This is a genomic window from Paenibacillus tyrphae (assembly GCF_024158745.1).
Classification (GTDB): domain Bacteria; phylum Bacillota; class Bacilli; order Paenibacillales; family NBRC-103111; genus Paenibacillus_G; species Paenibacillus_G tyrfis_A.
The window spans coordinates 244,631-260,735 of the sequence record NZ_JAMZAW010000008.1 but is presented as its reverse complement, the minus strand read 5'-3'; the positions used below and the strand labels follow the sequence as shown (position 1 = coordinate 260,735).

The window sequence follows — 16,105 nt, the reverse complement described above, 5'->3', positions numbered from 1 at the left end:
CTGGATTCCGTTTCTTGGCCGGACTTTTAAGGAGACCTGTTTATGGGTAAAATAAATATTTTAGACGAACATATTGCGAACCAGATTGCGGCGGGCGAGGTGGTCGAGCGACCGTCCTCCGTCGTGAAGGAATTGGTGGAGAACGCGATCGACGCCGGAAGCACGAGAATCGACGTCGCGATCGAGGAAGGCGGGCTGGAGCTGATCCGCGTGACCGATAACGGCTCCGGCATGGACCCGGACGATTGCGAGACGGCTTTCTTCCGTCATGCGACAAGCAAAATTGCGAGCACGCAGGATTTGTTCGCGATCCGCACGCTCGGCTTCCGGGGCGAGGCGCTGCCGAGTATCGCCGCCGTGTCGAAGGTGGAATGCCTGACCGCGCCGGATACGAGCGGGCTCGGCTGCCGCTTTGTCATAGAAGGCGGTACCGTCCGCGCGAAGACGGAAGCAACGGCTCCTCGGGGAACGGATATTGCGGTGCGAGAGCTGTTTTACAATACGCCTGCGCGTCTAAAATATATGAAGACGATCCAGACGGAGCTCGGACACGTCACCGATTATATATATCGGCTCGCGCTCGCGCATCCCGGGATCGCCTTTACGCTGAAACACAACGGACATACGTTGGTGCAAACGCTCGGCAACGGCGATTTGCTGCAGGCGATTGCGGCAATATACGGCACGAGCGTTGCCAAGAACATGCTGCCCATTCGCGGGGAAACGCTTGACTACCGGCTGGATGGCTATATCGCCAAGCCGGAACTGACCCGGGCCAACCGCGGCGGCATCTCGACGGTAATCAACGGCCGCTACATCCGCAACTATCCGATGGTGCAGGCGCTGCTGCAGGGCTACCATACGCTGCTGCCGATCAACCGGTTCCCGGTTGCGGTGCTGCATGTGCAGATGGACCCGACGCTGATCGACGTCAACGTCCATCCGGCGAAGCTGGAGGTGCGCTTCAGCAAGGAAGCGGAGCTGATGCAGCTCGTGGAGCGCGAGGTGCGCGAGACGCTCGGGAAGCAGCGGCTGATCCCGGCCGCAAGCATGCCGGCGGCCAAACGGCCGCAGGAGGCGGTCGTGCAGGAGCAGCTGGAGCTGTACAGGCCGCAGGCGCCGCAAGCGCAGGCGTCGGCTGCCGGGCAGCCCGCCGGGGTGCAGATGCCGGGCGCAGCCGCTCCCGCGGAGCGCTGGAGCGCGCCGGCCGCGGGCACAGGCGCCGCCAGCGCCTCGCCGTGGGCGCAACCGCCCGGCGGAGCGCCGCAGCGGAGCGGCAGCGCCGCAGACGCTGGCGGGCCGCAGCTGCGCGCCGCGTCCGCGGGCCCCGCGGCGCAGCCGGGCGCGGAGCGCGAGCGGCTTTCGCCGCGCGAGACGGCGGCGGCCTCGGAGGCGCTGCTGCGCGCGATGACGCCGCAGGAGGAGCAGCCTCCGGCGCTGCCGGCCTTTCCGAAGCTGCACCCGATCGGGCAGCTTCACGGCACGTACATCGTCGCGCAGAACGAGGAAGGACTGTTCCTGATCGATCAGCATGCGGCGCATGAGCGGATCAATTATGAGCATTATTACGACAAATTCGGCAACCCTGCGGAAGCGAGCCAGGAGCTGCTTGTTCCGCTGACGCTGGAATTTACCGCGATCGAAGCGGAGAAGCTGGCCGACCGCTTGCCGCAGCTTGAGCAAGCGGGGGTCTATCTGGAGCCGTTCGGCGGGGCTTCGTTCCTCGTCCGCGCGTATCCGCATTGGCTGCCGGCGGGCGAGGAGCAGGCGCTCATCGAAGAAATGATCGAATGGCTGCTCGGCGAGAAGAAGCAGGTAGATATCGGCAAGCTGCGCGAAAAAGCGGCGATCATGTGTTCCTGCAAAGCTTCGATCAAAGCGAACCAAAGCATCGGTCTGCTGGAAATCGAGACGCTGCTCGACCGGCTGGCGGCCTGCCGCAATCCGTATACATGTCCGCACGGAAGACCTATTGTCGTGAGCTTTTCGACCTACGAGCTGGAAAAAATGTTTAAAAGGGTGATGTAGTTGTTCGTTACCACCTCCTATGACCCGAATCCCGCACAGCTGAGCGAAGCGGAGAAGCTGGCGCTCGCGCTTGGCGGGCGCTGCATCCGGCGCCGGCGGATGACGCTGGCCCAGCTGCGGGAGCGGTACGGGGACGAGGATATTTTGCTGATCTCGAAAGAGCGGATCGAATACCATCACGAACAGCGGCTGCCGCTGTTTTTTCATCCCAGCACGGCAGCGGTCCGGATCAAAAGACTGCTGAACGGTGAGACAGACCCGCTGCTGACGCTGGCTGGCATCCGCTCGGGGGACCGGATTATCGATTGTACGGCGGGGCTCGGTTCGGACGCCATCGTTTTCTCGTTTGCGGCAGGACTCGAAGGAACGGTGACAGCGTTGGAAACGGCGCGGATTCCGTGCTTTTTGTTAGAACAAGGTCTTAAGACCTACCATTCGGACGTACCCGGACTGAACGAAGCGATGCGCCGCATTGAGGTGGTCTGTCAGGATCATGCCGATTATTTGCGTGCGCTGCCGCCGGACAGCGCCGATCTGGTGTACTTCGATCCGATGTTTCGCAAGCCGATCACGGAATCGACCTCGATCAAGGCGATCCGGGGCATAGCCGACGACCGGGCGCTGACGGAAGAAGCGGTGGCGGAAGCGCGTCGGGTCGCTCGCCGGGCGGTCGTGTTGAAGGAGCACCGGGACAGTCAGGAATTCGACAGGCTGGGCTTCGCGGAAGTGCACCGGTCTTCCACCAAAATAGCTTATGGAGTGATAAGATGCTGACAGAGACGGACCGGCATCGGCCGAAGCTGCTAGTGCTCGTCGGCCCGACCGCCGTCGGCAAAACCAAGCTTAGCTTAACGCTGGCCGAAAAATACAACGCGGAAATTATTTCCGGAGATTCGATGCAGGTGTACCGGGGGATGGATATCGGTACGGCAAAAGCATCGCCGGAAGAGCTTGCCCGGGTGAAGCATCATATGATCGACATCCACGACCCGGACCATCCATTTTCGGCTGCTGAATTTCAAGAACGGTGCGTATCGCTGATCCAGGATATCGATTCTCGTGGAAAGCTGCCGTTTATTGTCGGAGGAACGGGCCTTTATGTCGAATCGGTTTGCTATGACTTCCGGTTCAGCGAAGGAGGCTCGGACGAGGCTTTTCGCGCGGAGCAAGAGGCTTATGCCGAAGCTCACGGTGCGGAAGCGCTGCACGAGCGGCTGCGCCAGGTCGATCCGGAGTCGGCGCAGCGCCTGCATCCGAACGACAGGCGGCGCATTATCCGGGCCCTTGAGATTTTTCATGTGACCGGAGAACGTCTTTCCGACCAGCTTAAAACGCAAAAAAAGCAGACCCCGTACGAATTGTGTATCGTCGGGTTGACAATGGATAGAGCTTTACTATATAAACGTATTGAAGAGCGAATCGATCTCATGCTGGAGCAAGGGCTGATCGAAGAGGTTCGGGGGCTTCTGGCGAAAGGTTACGATCCGTCGCTCGTTTCGATGCAGGGGCTCGGCTATAAGGAGATCGCGGCGTACTTGCAGGGAGAGTATTCTTTGGAAGGAGCCGTCGATTTACTGAAGAAGAATACGCGTCATTTTGCGAAACGTCAGCTTTCCTGGTTCCGGCATATGAAGGACATCGTTTGGGTGGATATGAGTGAAATGGAAGAATTTTCTACCCAACTGGACCGGATTCGTGCTATAATAGCAGACAAGCTAACATTTGGCGTTAACCATTTTTGAGGGGGCCCATTGATGAACAAGTCAATCAACATTCAGGACACGTTTTTAAACCAATTGCGCAAGGAGAACATTCCGGTCACCGTTTATTTGACCAATGGATTTCAAATTCGCGGCGTCATTCGCGCGTTCGATAACTTTACGATCATTATCGACAGCGAAGGACGTCAGCAAATGGTGTATAAGCATGCGATTTCGACCTTTACGCCGCAGCGTTCGGTATCGCTCATGCAGCAGGAAACCAGCGCCGAATAGCGGAATTTTTGGTTAGCGGCCAGAACTTGGAAGCAAAAGGAGCAACTTTTTCAGCTTCCCTTACGTCTAAATGGATACGAAGCATAAGAGCAACCCGGCTCGTTAGGGTTGTTCTTTGTTTAGTAAGCCTTGATGCAGGTTAAATAGGCTGTGCATTGCACACAGACACAGAAAGGGAGTCGGGGCATGACGGGAAGAAACAGCAGAACACCGGGCCAAGCACCGAAGGAGAAGAAACCGACATCATCCGCAAAATCATCCGCAAAACCGAAGAAAAAGAAGAAAATCACCTTCGGCAAAGTTCTGGCATGGACGTTTGTCGCCGGCGCGCTCGCCGCCATTTGCGGGATGGGGGTATACATCTTCGTCCTGGTGAACGGCGACAAGATCGTCGAGCAAAACATCGATAAGCTGAACTTTAGCGAAGCGTCCATCATTTATGACGCGGAAGGGAAAGAAGCCGGCGTTTTGAAGGTGGAGAACCGGGAAAATGTCGATCCGGCCGAGATTCCTGATTTGTTGAAGCAGGCGTTCATTGCTACGGAAGACCAACGATTTGAACAGCACCAGGGCGTCGATTTGTTTTCCGTCGGACGCGCTCTTGTGAAGGATGTTGTCGCGCGAAGCATGGTCGAAGGCGGGAGTACGATTACGCAGCAGCTCGCCAAAAACGTATTTTTAAGCTCGGACAAAACGTTTTTCCGCAAAGCGACGGAAATGTCCATTGCGCTTGCTTTGGAGAAGAAAAAAACGAAGGACGAAATCATAACGTATTATTTGAACCGGATTTATTTCGGCAACCGGGCATATGGCGTGAAGGCGGCCTCCAAAGTATATTTCGGCGTCTCCAATTTGAAGGACTTGAAGCTGTGGCAGGTCGCTACGCTCGCGGCCATGCCGAAAGCGCCGAACACGTACAATCCGATCTCGAATCCGGATAAATCGAAGGACCGCCGGGCGGTTGTGCTGAAGCTGATGCAGGAGCAGGGCTACATTACGGAAGCCCAGCGCGCGGAAGCCGTTGCCGTAGAATACGCGCCTCCGGCAAACACGGGCAAATCGCAGTACCAGACATACATCGATTACGTCCTCAAGGAAGCGCAGGACATGTATAAGTTCGAGGAGGACGATTTACTGCGGGGCGGGTACAAAATCTATACGTCGCTTGACCCGAACGCCCAGCAAATTATGGAGCAGACGTACGCAAACGACAAGCTGTTCCAAAAGGACGGACCGGAGCAGAAAATGCAGAGCAGCATGGTCATCCTGAACAACGAGGACGGCGGCATCGTCGCCATGATCGGAGGCCGGGACTACGTTGCCCGCGGGCTGAACCGCGCAGTCGCTCAGCCACGGCAGCCGGGCTCGGCGTTCAAAACGCTTGTCGCTTACGCGCCGGCAATCGAATCCGGCAAGTACAACCCGTACAGCAGGCTGCCCGACGTGCAGAAATCGTATAACGGCTATTCGCCTCGCAACTATGACGGAGTGTATCGCGGCGAAGTGAGCATGTTCGATGCGGTCAAGAAGTCGATGAACCTTCCGGCTGTCGATCTTTTGAGCCAGATCGGCGTCAAGACGGGAATGGACTTTGTCAAAAAACTGGGCATCGAGCTCGATGATAAAAACGACCGAAACCTGGCGATAGCGCTTGGCGGATTGAACAAAGGCGTAACGACGTTGCAAATGGCGCGGGCCTATAGCGCGTTCCCGAACAACGGGAATTTGCCAACCGCGCACGCCATTACCAAAATTGTTGGCGATGACGGCAAGATCACTCCGTTCAAAGGTGAAACCAAGTCCGTCATGAGCGCCAAGACGGCTTGGTATATGACCCAGCTCATGCAGGGTGTCGTGGAGCCGGGAGGTACCGGAGCGGCGGCGAAATTCGATCGGCCGCTGGCGGCAAAGACAGGTACCACGCAGCTTGATTTGAAAGGTTTGGAGAAATACAACCGCGACCTGTGGTTCGTCGGCTATACGCCGGAATGGACCGCAGCCGTGTGGTTGGGCTTCGACAAAACGGATTCGAAGCATTACGTCACAATGGGCAGCGGCAGCCCTGGCGTTATTTTCAAGGAGGTCATGCAAAAAGCGCTGGCCAAACGCCCGATGACCTCCTTCAAGCGACCGGACGGCGTCAAGGATCTAACCGCGCCTCCGAAAGGAATCACCGATTTGAAGGCCGAGCATGTTGTGATGGGCGGCAATTCGAAGGTACAGCTCAGTTGGAGCGGCGTTGGCGACAATATGACGTACCAGATCTTCCGCAAAGACAGCAAGATGTCGGACTTCCCGGCAGAGCCGACAGAAAGCACGACGATGACGGATTTTGCGGAGTTCATTTCTCAGCCGGATACGTATGAATATGTCGTTGTGCCTTACAACCCCGAGAACAATACGACCGGCGCGCGCTCGAACGTGGCGACGGTCAAGGTTGATACGCTCGGTGGAAATCCACTCGACCCGCTGCACCCGGGAACCGATCCGAATGGTAAGCTTGACCCGAATTCGCCGGGCGGCAAACCGGGAACGAATCCGCCGGGCACCGGACAACCGGGGAACGGCGATCCGGGAACCGGTCTGCCGGACCAAGGGCAGCGCCCTGACCAGGAAGGCGGAAACGGAACGGACGGCCGCCCCGGCACGGAACAGGGCACGAAGCCCGGAACAGGACAGGGCGGCAGCACACGGCCCGGTAGCGAGACTTCGCAGCCGGGAGGCAGTAACGGAACCGGAGCGGGGACGGGACGCCCCGGAACGGAGAGCGGAGCCGGAACAGATACAAGGACCGGAACGAATGGCACCACCTCTACCGGAGGCACGAATTCCGGCACGCAGACGAACGGCGGTAGAACCTCCGGAACGAGCGGCGGAAAAAGTGGCCCAGGAACCGGCAGCGGCTCGGACGCGACCGCTGGGGGCACTTCCAGAGGTAGCGGAACAACGGGAGGCACGACCGGTTCCGGCGCTTCGACAGGAACCACGGATGGAGCGGGCACCAGTTCCGCTCCGGCAGGATCAACAACACAGTCGGGCACAATAACGCGATAACGACGTCCCGCTGTGCGAGAGGATTTTTATTTTACGGAAGGCTCGTAGTATAATAGAGCTTGTGAAGATTATTTTATACAAACTTTGACATAATTGGAGTTGAAATCGATCCGATGAATGCAGAAATGGTAAGAAAAACGGCAAAGTGGGCATGCGCCGCCGCGCTGCTCGCCATGATTACGACCGGCTGCGGCACGAAGCCCGCTCCGGAAGCCCAGAAGGAACCTGTGAAGAACGACAGCCAGACGGCCGGGCAGACGAACGGTCAAGCCGGAGGGAAAACAGGCACCGAGCAGGCCGCTAAAAAATCTTGGTCGTCTCCGCCTGCGATGTCTGTCGATCCGAACAAATCGTACAAGGCGACGGTCAAGACGTCCAAAGGCGATTTTACGATTGAGCTGTACGCCAAGGAAGCGCCGAAAACCGTAAACAACTTCGTATTTTTGGCGAAGGAAGGCTTCTACGACAACATCACGTTCCACCGGATCATCAAGACATTCATGATCCAGACGGGCGACCCGCTCGGCAACGGTACGGGGGGCCCCGGCTATAAATTTGAAGACGAGCTGAAAACGTCGCACAAATACGAGCCGGGAATCGTCGCGATGGCCAATTCCGGCAAAAATACGAACGGCAGCCAATTCTTCATCTGCACCGGCGATGACAGCAAGTCATTGAACCAACGTCCGAATTACACCATCTTCGGTAAGGTGGTTGAAGGCATGGATGTCATCCAGAAGATCGCCGAGACACCAGTTAAGCAAGGCAGCGAAGCGTCTCCGAGCGTTCCGACCGAGAAAGTGACGATCCAATCGGTTGCGATTACCGAGAAATAAGTTGACAGCAGCGTGGCATGCCACGCTGCTTTTGCATTCATCGGCATTCGTCAGGTGACCGGCGGAAAACCGGAATGAATTTGAAACGAAACTCCCCCGTCTTACGTCTACTAAGAAGAGAGTCCAAATGATCTAGCAGCGCTTGAACCGCTCGCCTAAGGAGAAATGTCGATCATGCCGAATCACGAACCGCGCGTTTGCTTACTGCTGCATGGATTTACCGGCGGACCGTTTGAGCTGGAGCCGCTTGCGGATTATTTGCGCCAACTAGGCTACGTTTGCGTGCTTCCTACACTCCCGGGTCATGATGCAGGATTGCGGATGATGCGCGGCGTTCAATGGCAGGACTGGCTGAATGCCGTTGCGGAGGAAGCGGATCGGCTAAGCCGGCAGTACGGCACGATCGATGTAGTCGGTTTTTCGATGGGCGGTCTGCTTTCCACTTATGTGGCTAACCGTTTTCCGGTCCGCCGTCTCGTGCTGCTTAACGCGGCGATCATTTATGTGAGTCCGGGAAAGTTTATCCGCAATTTGGCGCAGCGTGTACGCATTGGGCTGCGTGAGCCTTGGGAGCGTCCTAAAAGCGTACCGCTTTCGGCGCCCGTTCAGTTCATGAAGCTGGTCCGGTATGTGAAGCAGCAGGAGCTGCCGCGAATTTCCGTGCCGACGCTCGTCGTGCAAGGGAAACAGGATCAGGTCATTCACCCCTATAGCGCCCGGTATATTTATGACCGGCTCCGGGGCGAGAAAGAGCTGCTCTATATGCCGCATTCCCGCCATATGATTTGCTTGGAGCCCGAAGCTCCTCAGCTATTTGCGGCCGTCGCGCGCTTTTTGGACTCATCGAATGAATAGCATAGGGGAGTTTGAGTTGAAAGCTACAGGGTTCAATCATGTGACGATTCGCGTATCCGATTTGTCCAAATCGTTGTTATTTTACGAATCTTTGCTGGGGATGAAGCTCGTTCATCGTGGCCGTCTCGACGTTTATTTGGAATGGGGAAGCGCATGGGTATGTTTGATCGAACGAAGCTTCGAGTCTTCGGAGAAGCCGGGTTATGGCGTTGACCATATTGCATTTTCCATCGCGGAAGAAGATTTCCATGACGCAGCGGCCAAGCTGCAGGGGGCCGGTGTTCCCATCCTCAGGGGGCCGCTGGAGCGGGGAGGCGGGTACAGCATCAATTTTCTCGATCCGGACGGCACCGAGCTGGAGCTGTTTACCGGCAGTTTAGCGGAACGTATGAAGGGGTGGTCTTGATGGCCGAGGTAAACGGCATAAAGCCGATTGTACTAGGGCTTCGCCGTACCGTTAGCAAGCTGTTCCGATACATGCTCGTCTTGGGCGCTGTGGCGCTTTTGTGGGTCAGCTTCATTCAATGGCGGATGGCCACGCTGCCGGACGAGAAACTGCCGGCACACGACGTTGGAATCGTGCTGGGAGCGGCCTTATGGCAAACGACGCCGAGTCCGGCGTTAAAGGAACGGCTGGACCGTGCGGTCGAACTGTACCAAGCCGATGTTATCCCACGCATCATCGTATCCGGCGGCTACGACCGTGCGGATTCGCTGCTGACGGAGGCGGAGGGGATGCGCAATTACCTGGTGGAGAAAGGTGTGCCGAGCGAAGCCATTTATTTGGAAAACGAAGCGCGCAGCACGCTGCAAAATATGCTGTTCAGCCAAACGATCATGCGGGAACACGGCTGGACTTCAGCAGTTATCGTCACTCACCGCTATCATGCGGTGCGTGCGCTTGATATGGCACGATTCCTGGGCTACGATTCCCCTTCCGTATCGCCGATGGAATCCAGTGTGCTGACGATGGCTTGGCACAAGAGCAGGGAAACGCTCGCGCTGACGAAATGGCAGTGGGACAAGATGCGGTCTGTCTTCGGATACCGGCCGGTCACCTGAGTCTGGCGGGTAATGTAAGGCGGAAGCGGTTTATTTTCCGGGGACAAGCTGGTATAATGTAAGGTACGATCTCCAGGTGCGAAGGAGTTGATTGCATTGCCTTTCGGAAACATCGGTATCGGAGGACTTCTTCTTATTGTCATCGTGCTGCTGCTGCTTTTCGGTCCGTCCAAGCTGCCGGAGCTCGGAAGAGCCTTCGGTCGGACGCTCAGTGAATTCAAGGAATCGACCCGCGGACTCGTGTCCGGGGATAAAGACGATAACAAGCCGCAGGACGATAAGAAAGCCTGAGTGCCGGCGCAAACTCCCTCTACCATATGCTCGTTTTGAGCTTAGAATAGAGGGAGTTTTTTCGTAGTCTAGTTTTCAGCGTCCATAGGCTTCGTACGATAATGATAGGCGAAAAGCTTCTCATAGCCTGCTCCCGAATAAAGCCGGATGGCCGGGGCATTGTCCGCGATCACCTGCAAATATAAGCGGTCCGCTCCTTGATCCCGGCTCCAACGCGCCAACTCGTGAACGATGCGTTTGCCGATGCCTTGACCGCGATGGTGCGGATGAACGACGATATTGATGAAGCCGGACCACCCGTCCTCAGCGATGGCCGTTCCCATCCCGACGCATTGGTCACGGTCCATGATGCTCACATAGGCGGTCGGCGCTTCGATTCGGGAGAAGAGGTTATTGTAAAACTCCAAGAGCTCGAGTGCGAAGCCTTCCAGTGCCAAAAAATGCTCCAGCCAAGAGGCGTCATGCGACGGTTGGACAACGGCGCGCAGCGAATTTCCGTCCACGGGTTCCGTATGCCGTAACGCTTGACTAACGTCCGCCGTCATCATGAGGCACGGCACTTCTTTTACATATCCCCGGCGTTCGAGGCATTCGTCCAACCCGGAGGGCGAAGCTTCGCTGATATGAAAGCGCGGAGTCAAGCGATGGCTCCTATAGAACGCTTCCACATCGGCGATCGCCATTTCATTTTCGGTCCACTGCTCGCTGCCGTCAATGGTCCATACGCTGTTCGCGCGCTTCGTCACCCCATCGGATGCCCGCAGAATCCAGCCTTCGCAAGGCTGCTCCAATTGAGCTGGCCATGTCCGCAAAGCCAAGCGTTCAAGGAGGCGGAACACCGACCGATCTTGTAGTGCTTTCATTTGTCCTAAGGCCTCCTTTTGAATGGAATTTTATTACGAATATACATATCTATGAATAAAAATTCAACCCTTTTATTTTTTGCAACAGGGAAAAGAAAGGGGCAGGACGATGATAAAAGCGGTTGGGAAGCGGCCAGAGCCGGCCGTAAAGCGCTCTATGAGCAGTACATGCAAGGCGCCGATGTTCGATCCGGTGTTCGGACTTACTTGAAGCAAGCGCAGCGGCTCGGGCTGCGGATCGGACTCGCTTCCAGCTCTACCAGAGCATGGGTGACGGGATATTTGGAACGGTTTGGTCTGTTGTTCTATTTTGAATGTATTCGCACGTCCGATGACGTAGCGCAGGTGAAGCCCGATCCCGAGCTGTATCGGTTGGTGTTGGAGGAGTTGGGCGTGGCGCCGGAGGAGGCCGTAGCGTTCGAGGATTCGTCGAACGGCCTCTTAGCTGCGAAACGGGCAGGAATGCACGGCGTCATCGTTCCGAACCCCGTGACGGTGCGGCTGGAGTTTGGCCCATATGACATGCGGCTGGATTCGATGGAGCAGATGGAACTAAGAGAGCTGATCGGGCGGTTAAACGACCGCTCTTCGGATCGTCAGCAGCGGGCTTGACTGGCTGCAATGCCGTAATACGACATTAGTTTGCTTCAGGGAGTTATAAATTTTCCTCCGGCCGACTATTAATTAGGGTAGGGGAAGGTGATGACATGACTCCAGAGACAAACAGGCTCATTACTACGAGAGACCGACAAATCAATGTTGTTTTCAAGTCAACTTCTCCTGAGCCGCTTTCCGTGCAGGAAAAAGTTGATTCAAAAGACGTCATGCAAGCCATGGAAGCATTTTCGGATATCTACAAAGAACTGGACAAGATGATTGGCTTAGACGAGATCAAAGAGCTTGTTTTTCAAATTTATGCGATTCTGCAAATCAAGCAATTCCGCTCCCAAGAGGGGCTCCAGGTTAGCTCTAACGTATATCACATGATCTTTAAGGGGAACCCCGGTACAGGAAAGACAAGTGTAGCCAGAATTATCGGGAAGCTGTTCAGATCCATGGGCCTGCTCTCCAAAGGACATCTGATTGAAGTGGAAAGAGCGGACTTGGTTGGCGAATACATCGGCCATACTGCCCTGAAGACGAGAGAAATGGTCAAAAAAGCGCTCGGCGGCATCTTGTTCATTGATGAGGCATACAGCCTGGCTCGAGGCGGAGATAAAGACTTTGGCAAAGAAAGCATCGATTGTTTAGTAAAATCCATGGAAGATCACAAAAACGATTTTATTCTTATTTTGGCCGGTTACCCTAAAGAGATTGAGGATTTTTTAAAGACGAATCCCGGTCTCCCATCTCGTTTTCCGATTCAGGTTAATTTTCCCGATTATACGATAGACCAATTGATCGAGATCGCGAAGCAAATGGCGGCGGAACGGGAGTATGTTATTCTTCCCGAAGCAATCAATAAGATCAAGAACCATTTGATGCATGAAAAGTTATTGAATCTGAATTTCAGCAATGCCCGCCACATCAGGAATCTGATCGAAAAAGCAATCCGGTTTCAGGCTGTAAGGCTGGTTCGAAGAGCAAGAAAACTAACAAAGCAGGATCTGGTGAATCTGACGCATGAGGATTTTTATATTAACGGCAAAGCAGAGGAAGAGTCCTCCTGTTTTAACCTGAAACCATCGTAGCGGAATGCTGCGCCTTCAAAGCAAAGGTGAGGCTTCATGCCTCTTTTTTTGTGCTAAAAATGGACAAGCACTACGATGAGTCAAAAAGTTGAAGCGGTTCGTCCGGTGAACTGTGCTTTACATTTGTTTGTATGGTAAAATCGGGTTGATTCTCTTGAATAAGTGCCAATTTATTTTTAACTGATTCAAAGACCGGTCTAATAAATACGAATATGTGTATACCTATTCGTTAGGGAGGAAGCCGCAGGCATGGGAAAACAAGGAGTAGTCAAAATTTTGGAAGGAAAACATATTTACCTGCGGCCTATCGAAATGGATGATCTGGATGATTATTATGCTTACTTGTCCGATCCGACAACGAGCAGGTTCACGGGGACGCAGAAAGTGTTTTCTAGACAAACGGCAGCCAGTTGGATTGAAAATATTTCGAAACCCGATGGAAGTCGGGTGGACCTTATGATTGTTTCCCAAGCGACAGATCGTCTTGTGGGAGAAGTGGTGTTGAATGATATTGATCCGGTAAACCGGAGCGCGAACATCCGGATTGCCATAGCAGGCCAAGCGAATCAAGGGAAGGGCTACGGCACGGAAGCGATGCTTCTCATGCTTCATTATGCTTTCGGAACCTTGAACTTACATAGGGTAGAACTGAGTGTTTACGCTTTTAACGACAGAGCGATTCATGTCTACGAGAAGCTGGGCTTCAAAAGAGAGGGGGTTCAAAGGGACTCCTTATATTGGGATCATCAATATCACGATGCGATAATAATGAGCATATTGGAGCATGAATTTCGGGAGCTGCATATGCCAGATCGATTCAACGACGGAGTTTAATTTATTACAGCTTAGGAGGTTTGGTTCATGAGATCGGAAGATCAGATTAAGCGTATGATGATTCAATTGGAGCAAATGGTACAAAGATTAGATGAAGCGCACAATTCAAATGAAACAAACGAAATCAAAGCAAAGATTGAAATATTGGAATGGGTGCTTGATGCGCCTGTTGGTAAGTATCATGCTTAACTCGGAGAATCATCATGGAAAGCTATTATAAAAAAGCGATAAATCGAATTCATAACATTAACATAGAACAATATTTAAATATAGCGAATAAGAGATATGAAGAGGTTAGATCAAGAGGCGAATATACAGCTGACGCTACGCTTATCGCTGAATATTATCGCAGGGTCGTAGTTTTATTGCAATTTATGTCCAAGGATAGCGCCAGCATTCTGATGGGCATGTCCAAAGTCATTCATCCTCATAATGAGCCTATCGATATTGATCGTTTGCTTGACATTTGTCCGAATCTTAAAGAAATCGATTTTATGATCTTAAGAATCATTTGTTGTAATTACCTCCAATGGTGTTCCTTGCTGGATACTGGCAACCCTATTGCTATGAAATATCATGATATCTACGAACCGATGATGAAATTGATTGAAAGAGGCGGAGGTCGGATTAGTATCCACCATCATGAGCTGGTCGGAGGTTTTGGCGCATTTTCACGCTCCATTTCGACCAGCAGGGGAGACATGGAAGAATTCGATATTAGTGACCGTGCACTGGAACGTAGGATTAAAGAAGTCGAGCATGCAGAAGCATATCTTAAAGCGTATAAGCTAGGTGCAAGTGATACCTATACTTGTTTGCGATGTGGGAACAAATTGATCATACAAGAAAACAAAGAGCGGTGCGGCGTCTGGTACAAAATTAAATGTGAGACGAAACATTGCTATGACCAGAACTTTCATTAGTGTTAATATGGATGGATAATGATAAAACAAGATTGTCCGAGTATAAAACGCAAAAAAGATCATTAGAATTAACAATGAAAGGGAAGGTAAGCATTAAACAGGCTGCACGCTTTTGAGAAGAAAATTGTTCAAATATTCATAGAAAAAGTTTTATTCCTTGAATATGAAATTGAAACTGTATTAAAATTTGGTGGTCGAGAGGAAGAAGCCGAAAAGGAGAAGGCGCTAGCATGCGGTGCATCTCCTTGGACAGTCCAATGCCCAGCCCTCAAGGCAGGAACTCAAGACGATCCGGCCGGAGGATGTGAGGCTGGAGCGCAAAACCCCAAAGGAGATAACTAAACTTATATGAAAAAAACGATTCACGAAGTAACGGGAGAAATTCAAGACCGCGCGGTGCTGGTCAGTCTGATCACGCCGCAGCTTAAAAAACAAGAACTGTATGATCCGGAACATTCACTCGCGGAGCTAATCAGCTTGGCCGAGACCGCTCAGGTCGAGGTGCTCGGCACGCTGACGCAAAATAAGGAGTATACCGATTCCAAATGGTTCATCGGCAAAGGCAAAGCCGAAGAGCTGAAAGCGATGCTGGAGCAGACCGGCGGCAATACCGCTATCTTCGACCAAGAGCTGTCCGGAGCGCAGGTGCGCAATCTCGAGCAGTTTTTGGATGTCAAAATTATCGACCGGACGCAGCTCATCCTGGACATTTTCGCACAGCGGGCCAAGACACGGGAAGGGATCATTCAAGTCGAGCTTGCCCAGCTCAGCTATCTGCTGCCAAGGCTGTACGGACAAGGCAAAAACTTGTCCCGTCTTGGAGGCGGCATCGGGACGCGGGGGCCCGGGGAAACGAAGCTGGAGACGGACCGCCGTCATATCCGCGAGCGAATCGCCGAGCTGAAACGGCAGCTGCAAGAGGTAGTCAGACACCGCAGCCTGCACCGGGAACGCCGTAAAAAGACCGGTGTGTTTCAAGTGGCGTTGGTCGGTTATACGAACGCGGGAAAATCTACTTTGCTGAGGCAATTGACCCATGCCGACGTATATGTCGAGAACCAGCTGTTTGCGACTCTCGACCCGACGTCGCGCTCGCTTGAGCTGCCGGGCGGCATGGAGATCGTCGTCACCGATACGGTCGGATTTATTCAAAATCTGCCCCACGATCTGATCGCGGCTTTCCGGGCTACACTGGAGGAGGCTTGCGAGGCGGATCTGATTCTCCATGTCGTTGACAGCTCGTCCGAGATGATGGCCGCGCAGATGAAGGTCGTCGATCAAGTGTTGGAAGAACTGGGGGCACACGGCAAAGAACGCGTGACGGTGTTTAACAAAATCGACCTCTGTTCCCCTGAGCAGAAAGAGCTGCTGACGACCGACGGGCCGTTTGTCCGCATCTCGGCTTACCGGGAAGAAGACTTAAACCTTCTCGTTGAGCTGATCGAATCACGTTTCATGGGCGCAAGCCGAACCTTCCGCATACCGGCGGACAAAGGCGACCTTATCTCGCTTGTTTATCGCGTGGGAGAGGTGCTGGAGAATGAAGTGGATGGGGAAGACATGCGGTTCAAGGTCCGGGTGAACAACAAAGAATACGACAAAATCGGTTACCTGCTCGCCGCTTACGATGAAGCGCGCCCAACGCAAGAGGAACCCAAGGGAGAGACATGGTAG

The 16,105-nt window shown here is 53.8% G+C and carries 17 protein-coding genes; 16 read left to right on the top strand and 1 reads right to left on the bottom strand.

Going from position 1 to position 16,105, the window contains the following annotated elements; all coding sequences use genetic code 11:
• Positions 1-42: 42 nt before the first annotated feature.
• The 10 genes from mutL to tatA all read left to right on the top strand — a co-directional run bounded on the left by mutL (position 43) and on the right by tatA (position 10,120).
• Complete coding sequence (gene mutL / locus NI000_RS14315) at positions 43-2,028, top strand: DNA mismatch repair endonuclease MutL (protein ID WP_253411575.1); 1,986 nt, start codon at positions 43-45, stop codon at positions 2,026-2,028.
• Positions 2,029-2,802 (top strand): class I SAM-dependent methyltransferase, encoded by a 774-nt coding sequence (locus NI000_RS14310; protein ID WP_253411573.1) that lies wholly within the window; start codon positions 2,029-2,031, stop codon positions 2,800-2,802.
• Positions 2,796-3,770, top strand: coding sequence for a tRNA (adenosine(37)-N6)-dimethylallyltransferase MiaA (gene miaA / locus NI000_RS14305; protein ID WP_253411571.1), 975 nt, complete (start codon positions 2,796-2,798; stop codon positions 3,768-3,770). Before NI000_RS14310 ends, miaA begins: the two co-directional genes overlap by 7 nt.
• A 12-nt stretch (positions 3,771-3,782) precedes the next feature.
• Entirely contained in the window at positions 3,783-4,022 is a 240-nt protein-coding gene (gene hfq, locus NI000_RS14300; protein WP_253411569.1) for an RNA chaperone Hfq, read from the top strand.
• A gap of 186 nt (positions 4,023-4,208) precedes the next feature.
• Positions 4,209-7,076: a PBP1A family penicillin-binding protein gene (locus NI000_RS14295; RefSeq protein ID WP_253411567.1), complete on the top strand. Its 2,868-nt coding sequence runs from the start codon at positions 4,209-4,211 to the stop codon at positions 7,074-7,076.
• A gap of 125 nt (positions 7,077-7,201) precedes the next feature.
• A complete protein-coding gene (locus NI000_RS14290) occupies positions 7,202-7,912 on the top strand; it encodes a peptidylprolyl isomerase (RefSeq protein ID WP_375540972.1) in 711 nt (236 codons plus the stop codon).
• 174 nt (positions 7,913-8,086) lie between these two features.
• Complete coding sequence (locus NI000_RS14285; RefSeq protein ID WP_253411563.1) at positions 8,087-8,767, top strand: alpha/beta hydrolase; 681 nt, start codon at positions 8,087-8,089, stop codon at positions 8,765-8,767.
• Positions 8,768-8,783: 16 nt separating this feature from the next.
• The gene (locus NI000_RS14280; protein WP_253411561.1) at positions 8,784-9,173 is read left to right on the top strand and encodes a Fos family putative thiol transferase; all 390 of its coding nucleotides are present in this window, start codon (positions 8,784-8,786) and stop codon (positions 9,171-9,173) included.
• A complete protein-coding gene (locus NI000_RS14275; RefSeq protein ID WP_253411559.1) occupies positions 9,173-9,829 on the top strand; it encodes a YdcF family protein in 657 nt (218 codons plus the stop codon). The genes NI000_RS14280 and NI000_RS14275 overlap by 1 nt, the downstream gene beginning before the upstream one ends.
• A 96-nt stretch (positions 9,830-9,925) precedes the next feature.
• Positions 9,926-10,120 carry a twin-arginine translocase TatA/TatE family subunit gene (tatA, locus tag NI000_RS14270; protein ID WP_025844320.1) on the top strand — a complete coding sequence of 65 codons (195 nt, stop codon included), beginning with the start codon at positions 9,926-9,928 and terminating at the stop codon, positions 10,118-10,120.
• 68 nt (positions 10,121-10,188) lie between these two features.
• Here the strand turns inward: tatA and NI000_RS14265 are convergent, their stop codons facing one another.
• A complete protein-coding gene (locus NI000_RS14265; RefSeq protein WP_253411557.1) occupies positions 10,189-10,983 on the bottom strand; it encodes a GNAT family N-acetyltransferase in 795 nt (264 codons plus the stop codon).
• A gap of 51 nt (positions 10,984-11,034) precedes the next feature.
• Between NI000_RS14265 and NI000_RS14260 the strand changes: the two genes are divergently transcribed.
• The 6 genes from NI000_RS14260 (at position 11,035) to hflX (ending at position 16,105) form a co-directional block, all read left to right on the top strand.
• The gene (locus NI000_RS14260; protein WP_253411556.1) at positions 11,035-11,595 is read left to right on the top strand and encodes an HAD-IA family hydrolase; all 561 of its coding nucleotides are present in this window, start codon (positions 11,035-11,037) and stop codon (positions 11,593-11,595) included.
• Positions 11,596-11,690: 95 nt separating this feature from the next.
• Complete coding sequence (locus NI000_RS14255; protein WP_253411554.1) at positions 11,691-12,674, top strand: AAA family ATPase; 984 nt, start codon at positions 11,691-11,693, stop codon at positions 12,672-12,674.
• A gap of 249 nt (positions 12,675-12,923) precedes the next feature.
• The gene (locus NI000_RS14250; protein ID WP_253411552.1) at positions 12,924-13,508 is read left to right on the top strand and encodes a GNAT family N-acetyltransferase; all 585 of its coding nucleotides are present in this window, start codon (positions 12,924-12,926) and stop codon (positions 13,506-13,508) included.
• Positions 13,509-13,535: 27 nt separating this feature from the next.
• Positions 13,536-13,697 carry a hypothetical protein gene (locus NI000_RS14245; RefSeq protein ID WP_253411550.1) on the top strand — a complete coding sequence of 54 codons (162 nt, stop codon included), beginning with the start codon at positions 13,536-13,538 and terminating at the stop codon, positions 13,695-13,697.
• Positions 13,698-13,711: 14 nt separating this feature from the next.
• Positions 13,712-14,431 carry a hypothetical protein gene (locus NI000_RS14240; protein WP_253411548.1) on the top strand — a complete coding sequence of 240 codons (720 nt, stop codon included), beginning with the start codon at positions 13,712-13,714 and terminating at the stop codon, positions 14,429-14,431.
• Between the two features lie 348 nt (positions 14,432-14,779).
• Positions 14,780-16,105: a GTPase HflX gene (gene hflX, locus NI000_RS14235; RefSeq protein WP_253411547.1), complete on the top strand. Its 1,326-nt coding sequence runs from the start codon at positions 14,780-14,782 to the stop codon at positions 16,103-16,105.

Coding starts and splice junctions, on each gene's coding strand:
- mutL (WP_253411575.1), top strand. CDS start 43: ATGGGTAAAATAAATATTTTAGACGAACATATTGCGAACCAGATTGCG.
- NI000_RS14245 (WP_253411550.1), top strand. CDS start 13,536: ATGAGATCGGAAGATCAGATTAAGCGTATGATGATTCAATTGGAGCAA.
- NI000_RS14290 (WP_375540972.1), top strand. CDS start 7,202: ATGGTAAGAAAAACGGCAAAGTGGGCATGCGCCGCCGCGCTGCTCGCC.
- NI000_RS14275 (WP_253411559.1), top strand. CDS start 9,173: ATGGCCGAGGTAAACGGCATAAAGCCGATTGTACTAGGGCTTCGCCGT.
- hfq (WP_253411569.1), top strand. CDS start 3,783: ATGAACAAGTCAATCAACATTCAGGACACGTTTTTAAACCAATTGCGC.
- NI000_RS14255 (WP_253411554.1), top strand. CDS start 11,691: ATGACTCCAGAGACAAACAGGCTCATTACTACGAGAGACCGACAAATC.
- NI000_RS14265 (WP_253411557.1), bottom strand. CDS start 10,983: ATGAAAGCACTACAAGATCGGTCGGTGTTCCGCCTCCTTGAACGCTTG.
- NI000_RS14260 (WP_253411556.1), top strand. CDS start 11,035: ATGAATAAAAATTCAACCCTTTTATTTTTTGCAACAGGGAAAAGAAAG.
- NI000_RS14285 (WP_253411563.1), top strand. CDS start 8,087: ATGCCGAATCACGAACCGCGCGTTTGCTTACTGCTGCATGGATTTACC.
- miaA (WP_253411571.1), top strand. CDS start 2,796: ATGCTGACAGAGACGGACCGGCATCGGCCGAAGCTGCTAGTGCTCGTC.
- NI000_RS14240 (WP_253411548.1), top strand. CDS start 13,712: ATGGAAAGCTATTATAAAAAAGCGATAAATCGAATTCATAACATTAAC.
- NI000_RS14250 (WP_253411552.1), top strand. CDS start 12,924: ATGGGAAAACAAGGAGTAGTCAAAATTTTGGAAGGAAAACATATTTAC.
- NI000_RS14295 (WP_253411567.1), top strand. CDS start 4,209: ATGACGGGAAGAAACAGCAGAACACCGGGCCAAGCACCGAAGGAGAAG.
- hflX (WP_253411547.1), top strand. CDS start 14,780: ATGAAAAAAACGATTCACGAAGTAACGGGAGAAATTCAAGACCGCGCG.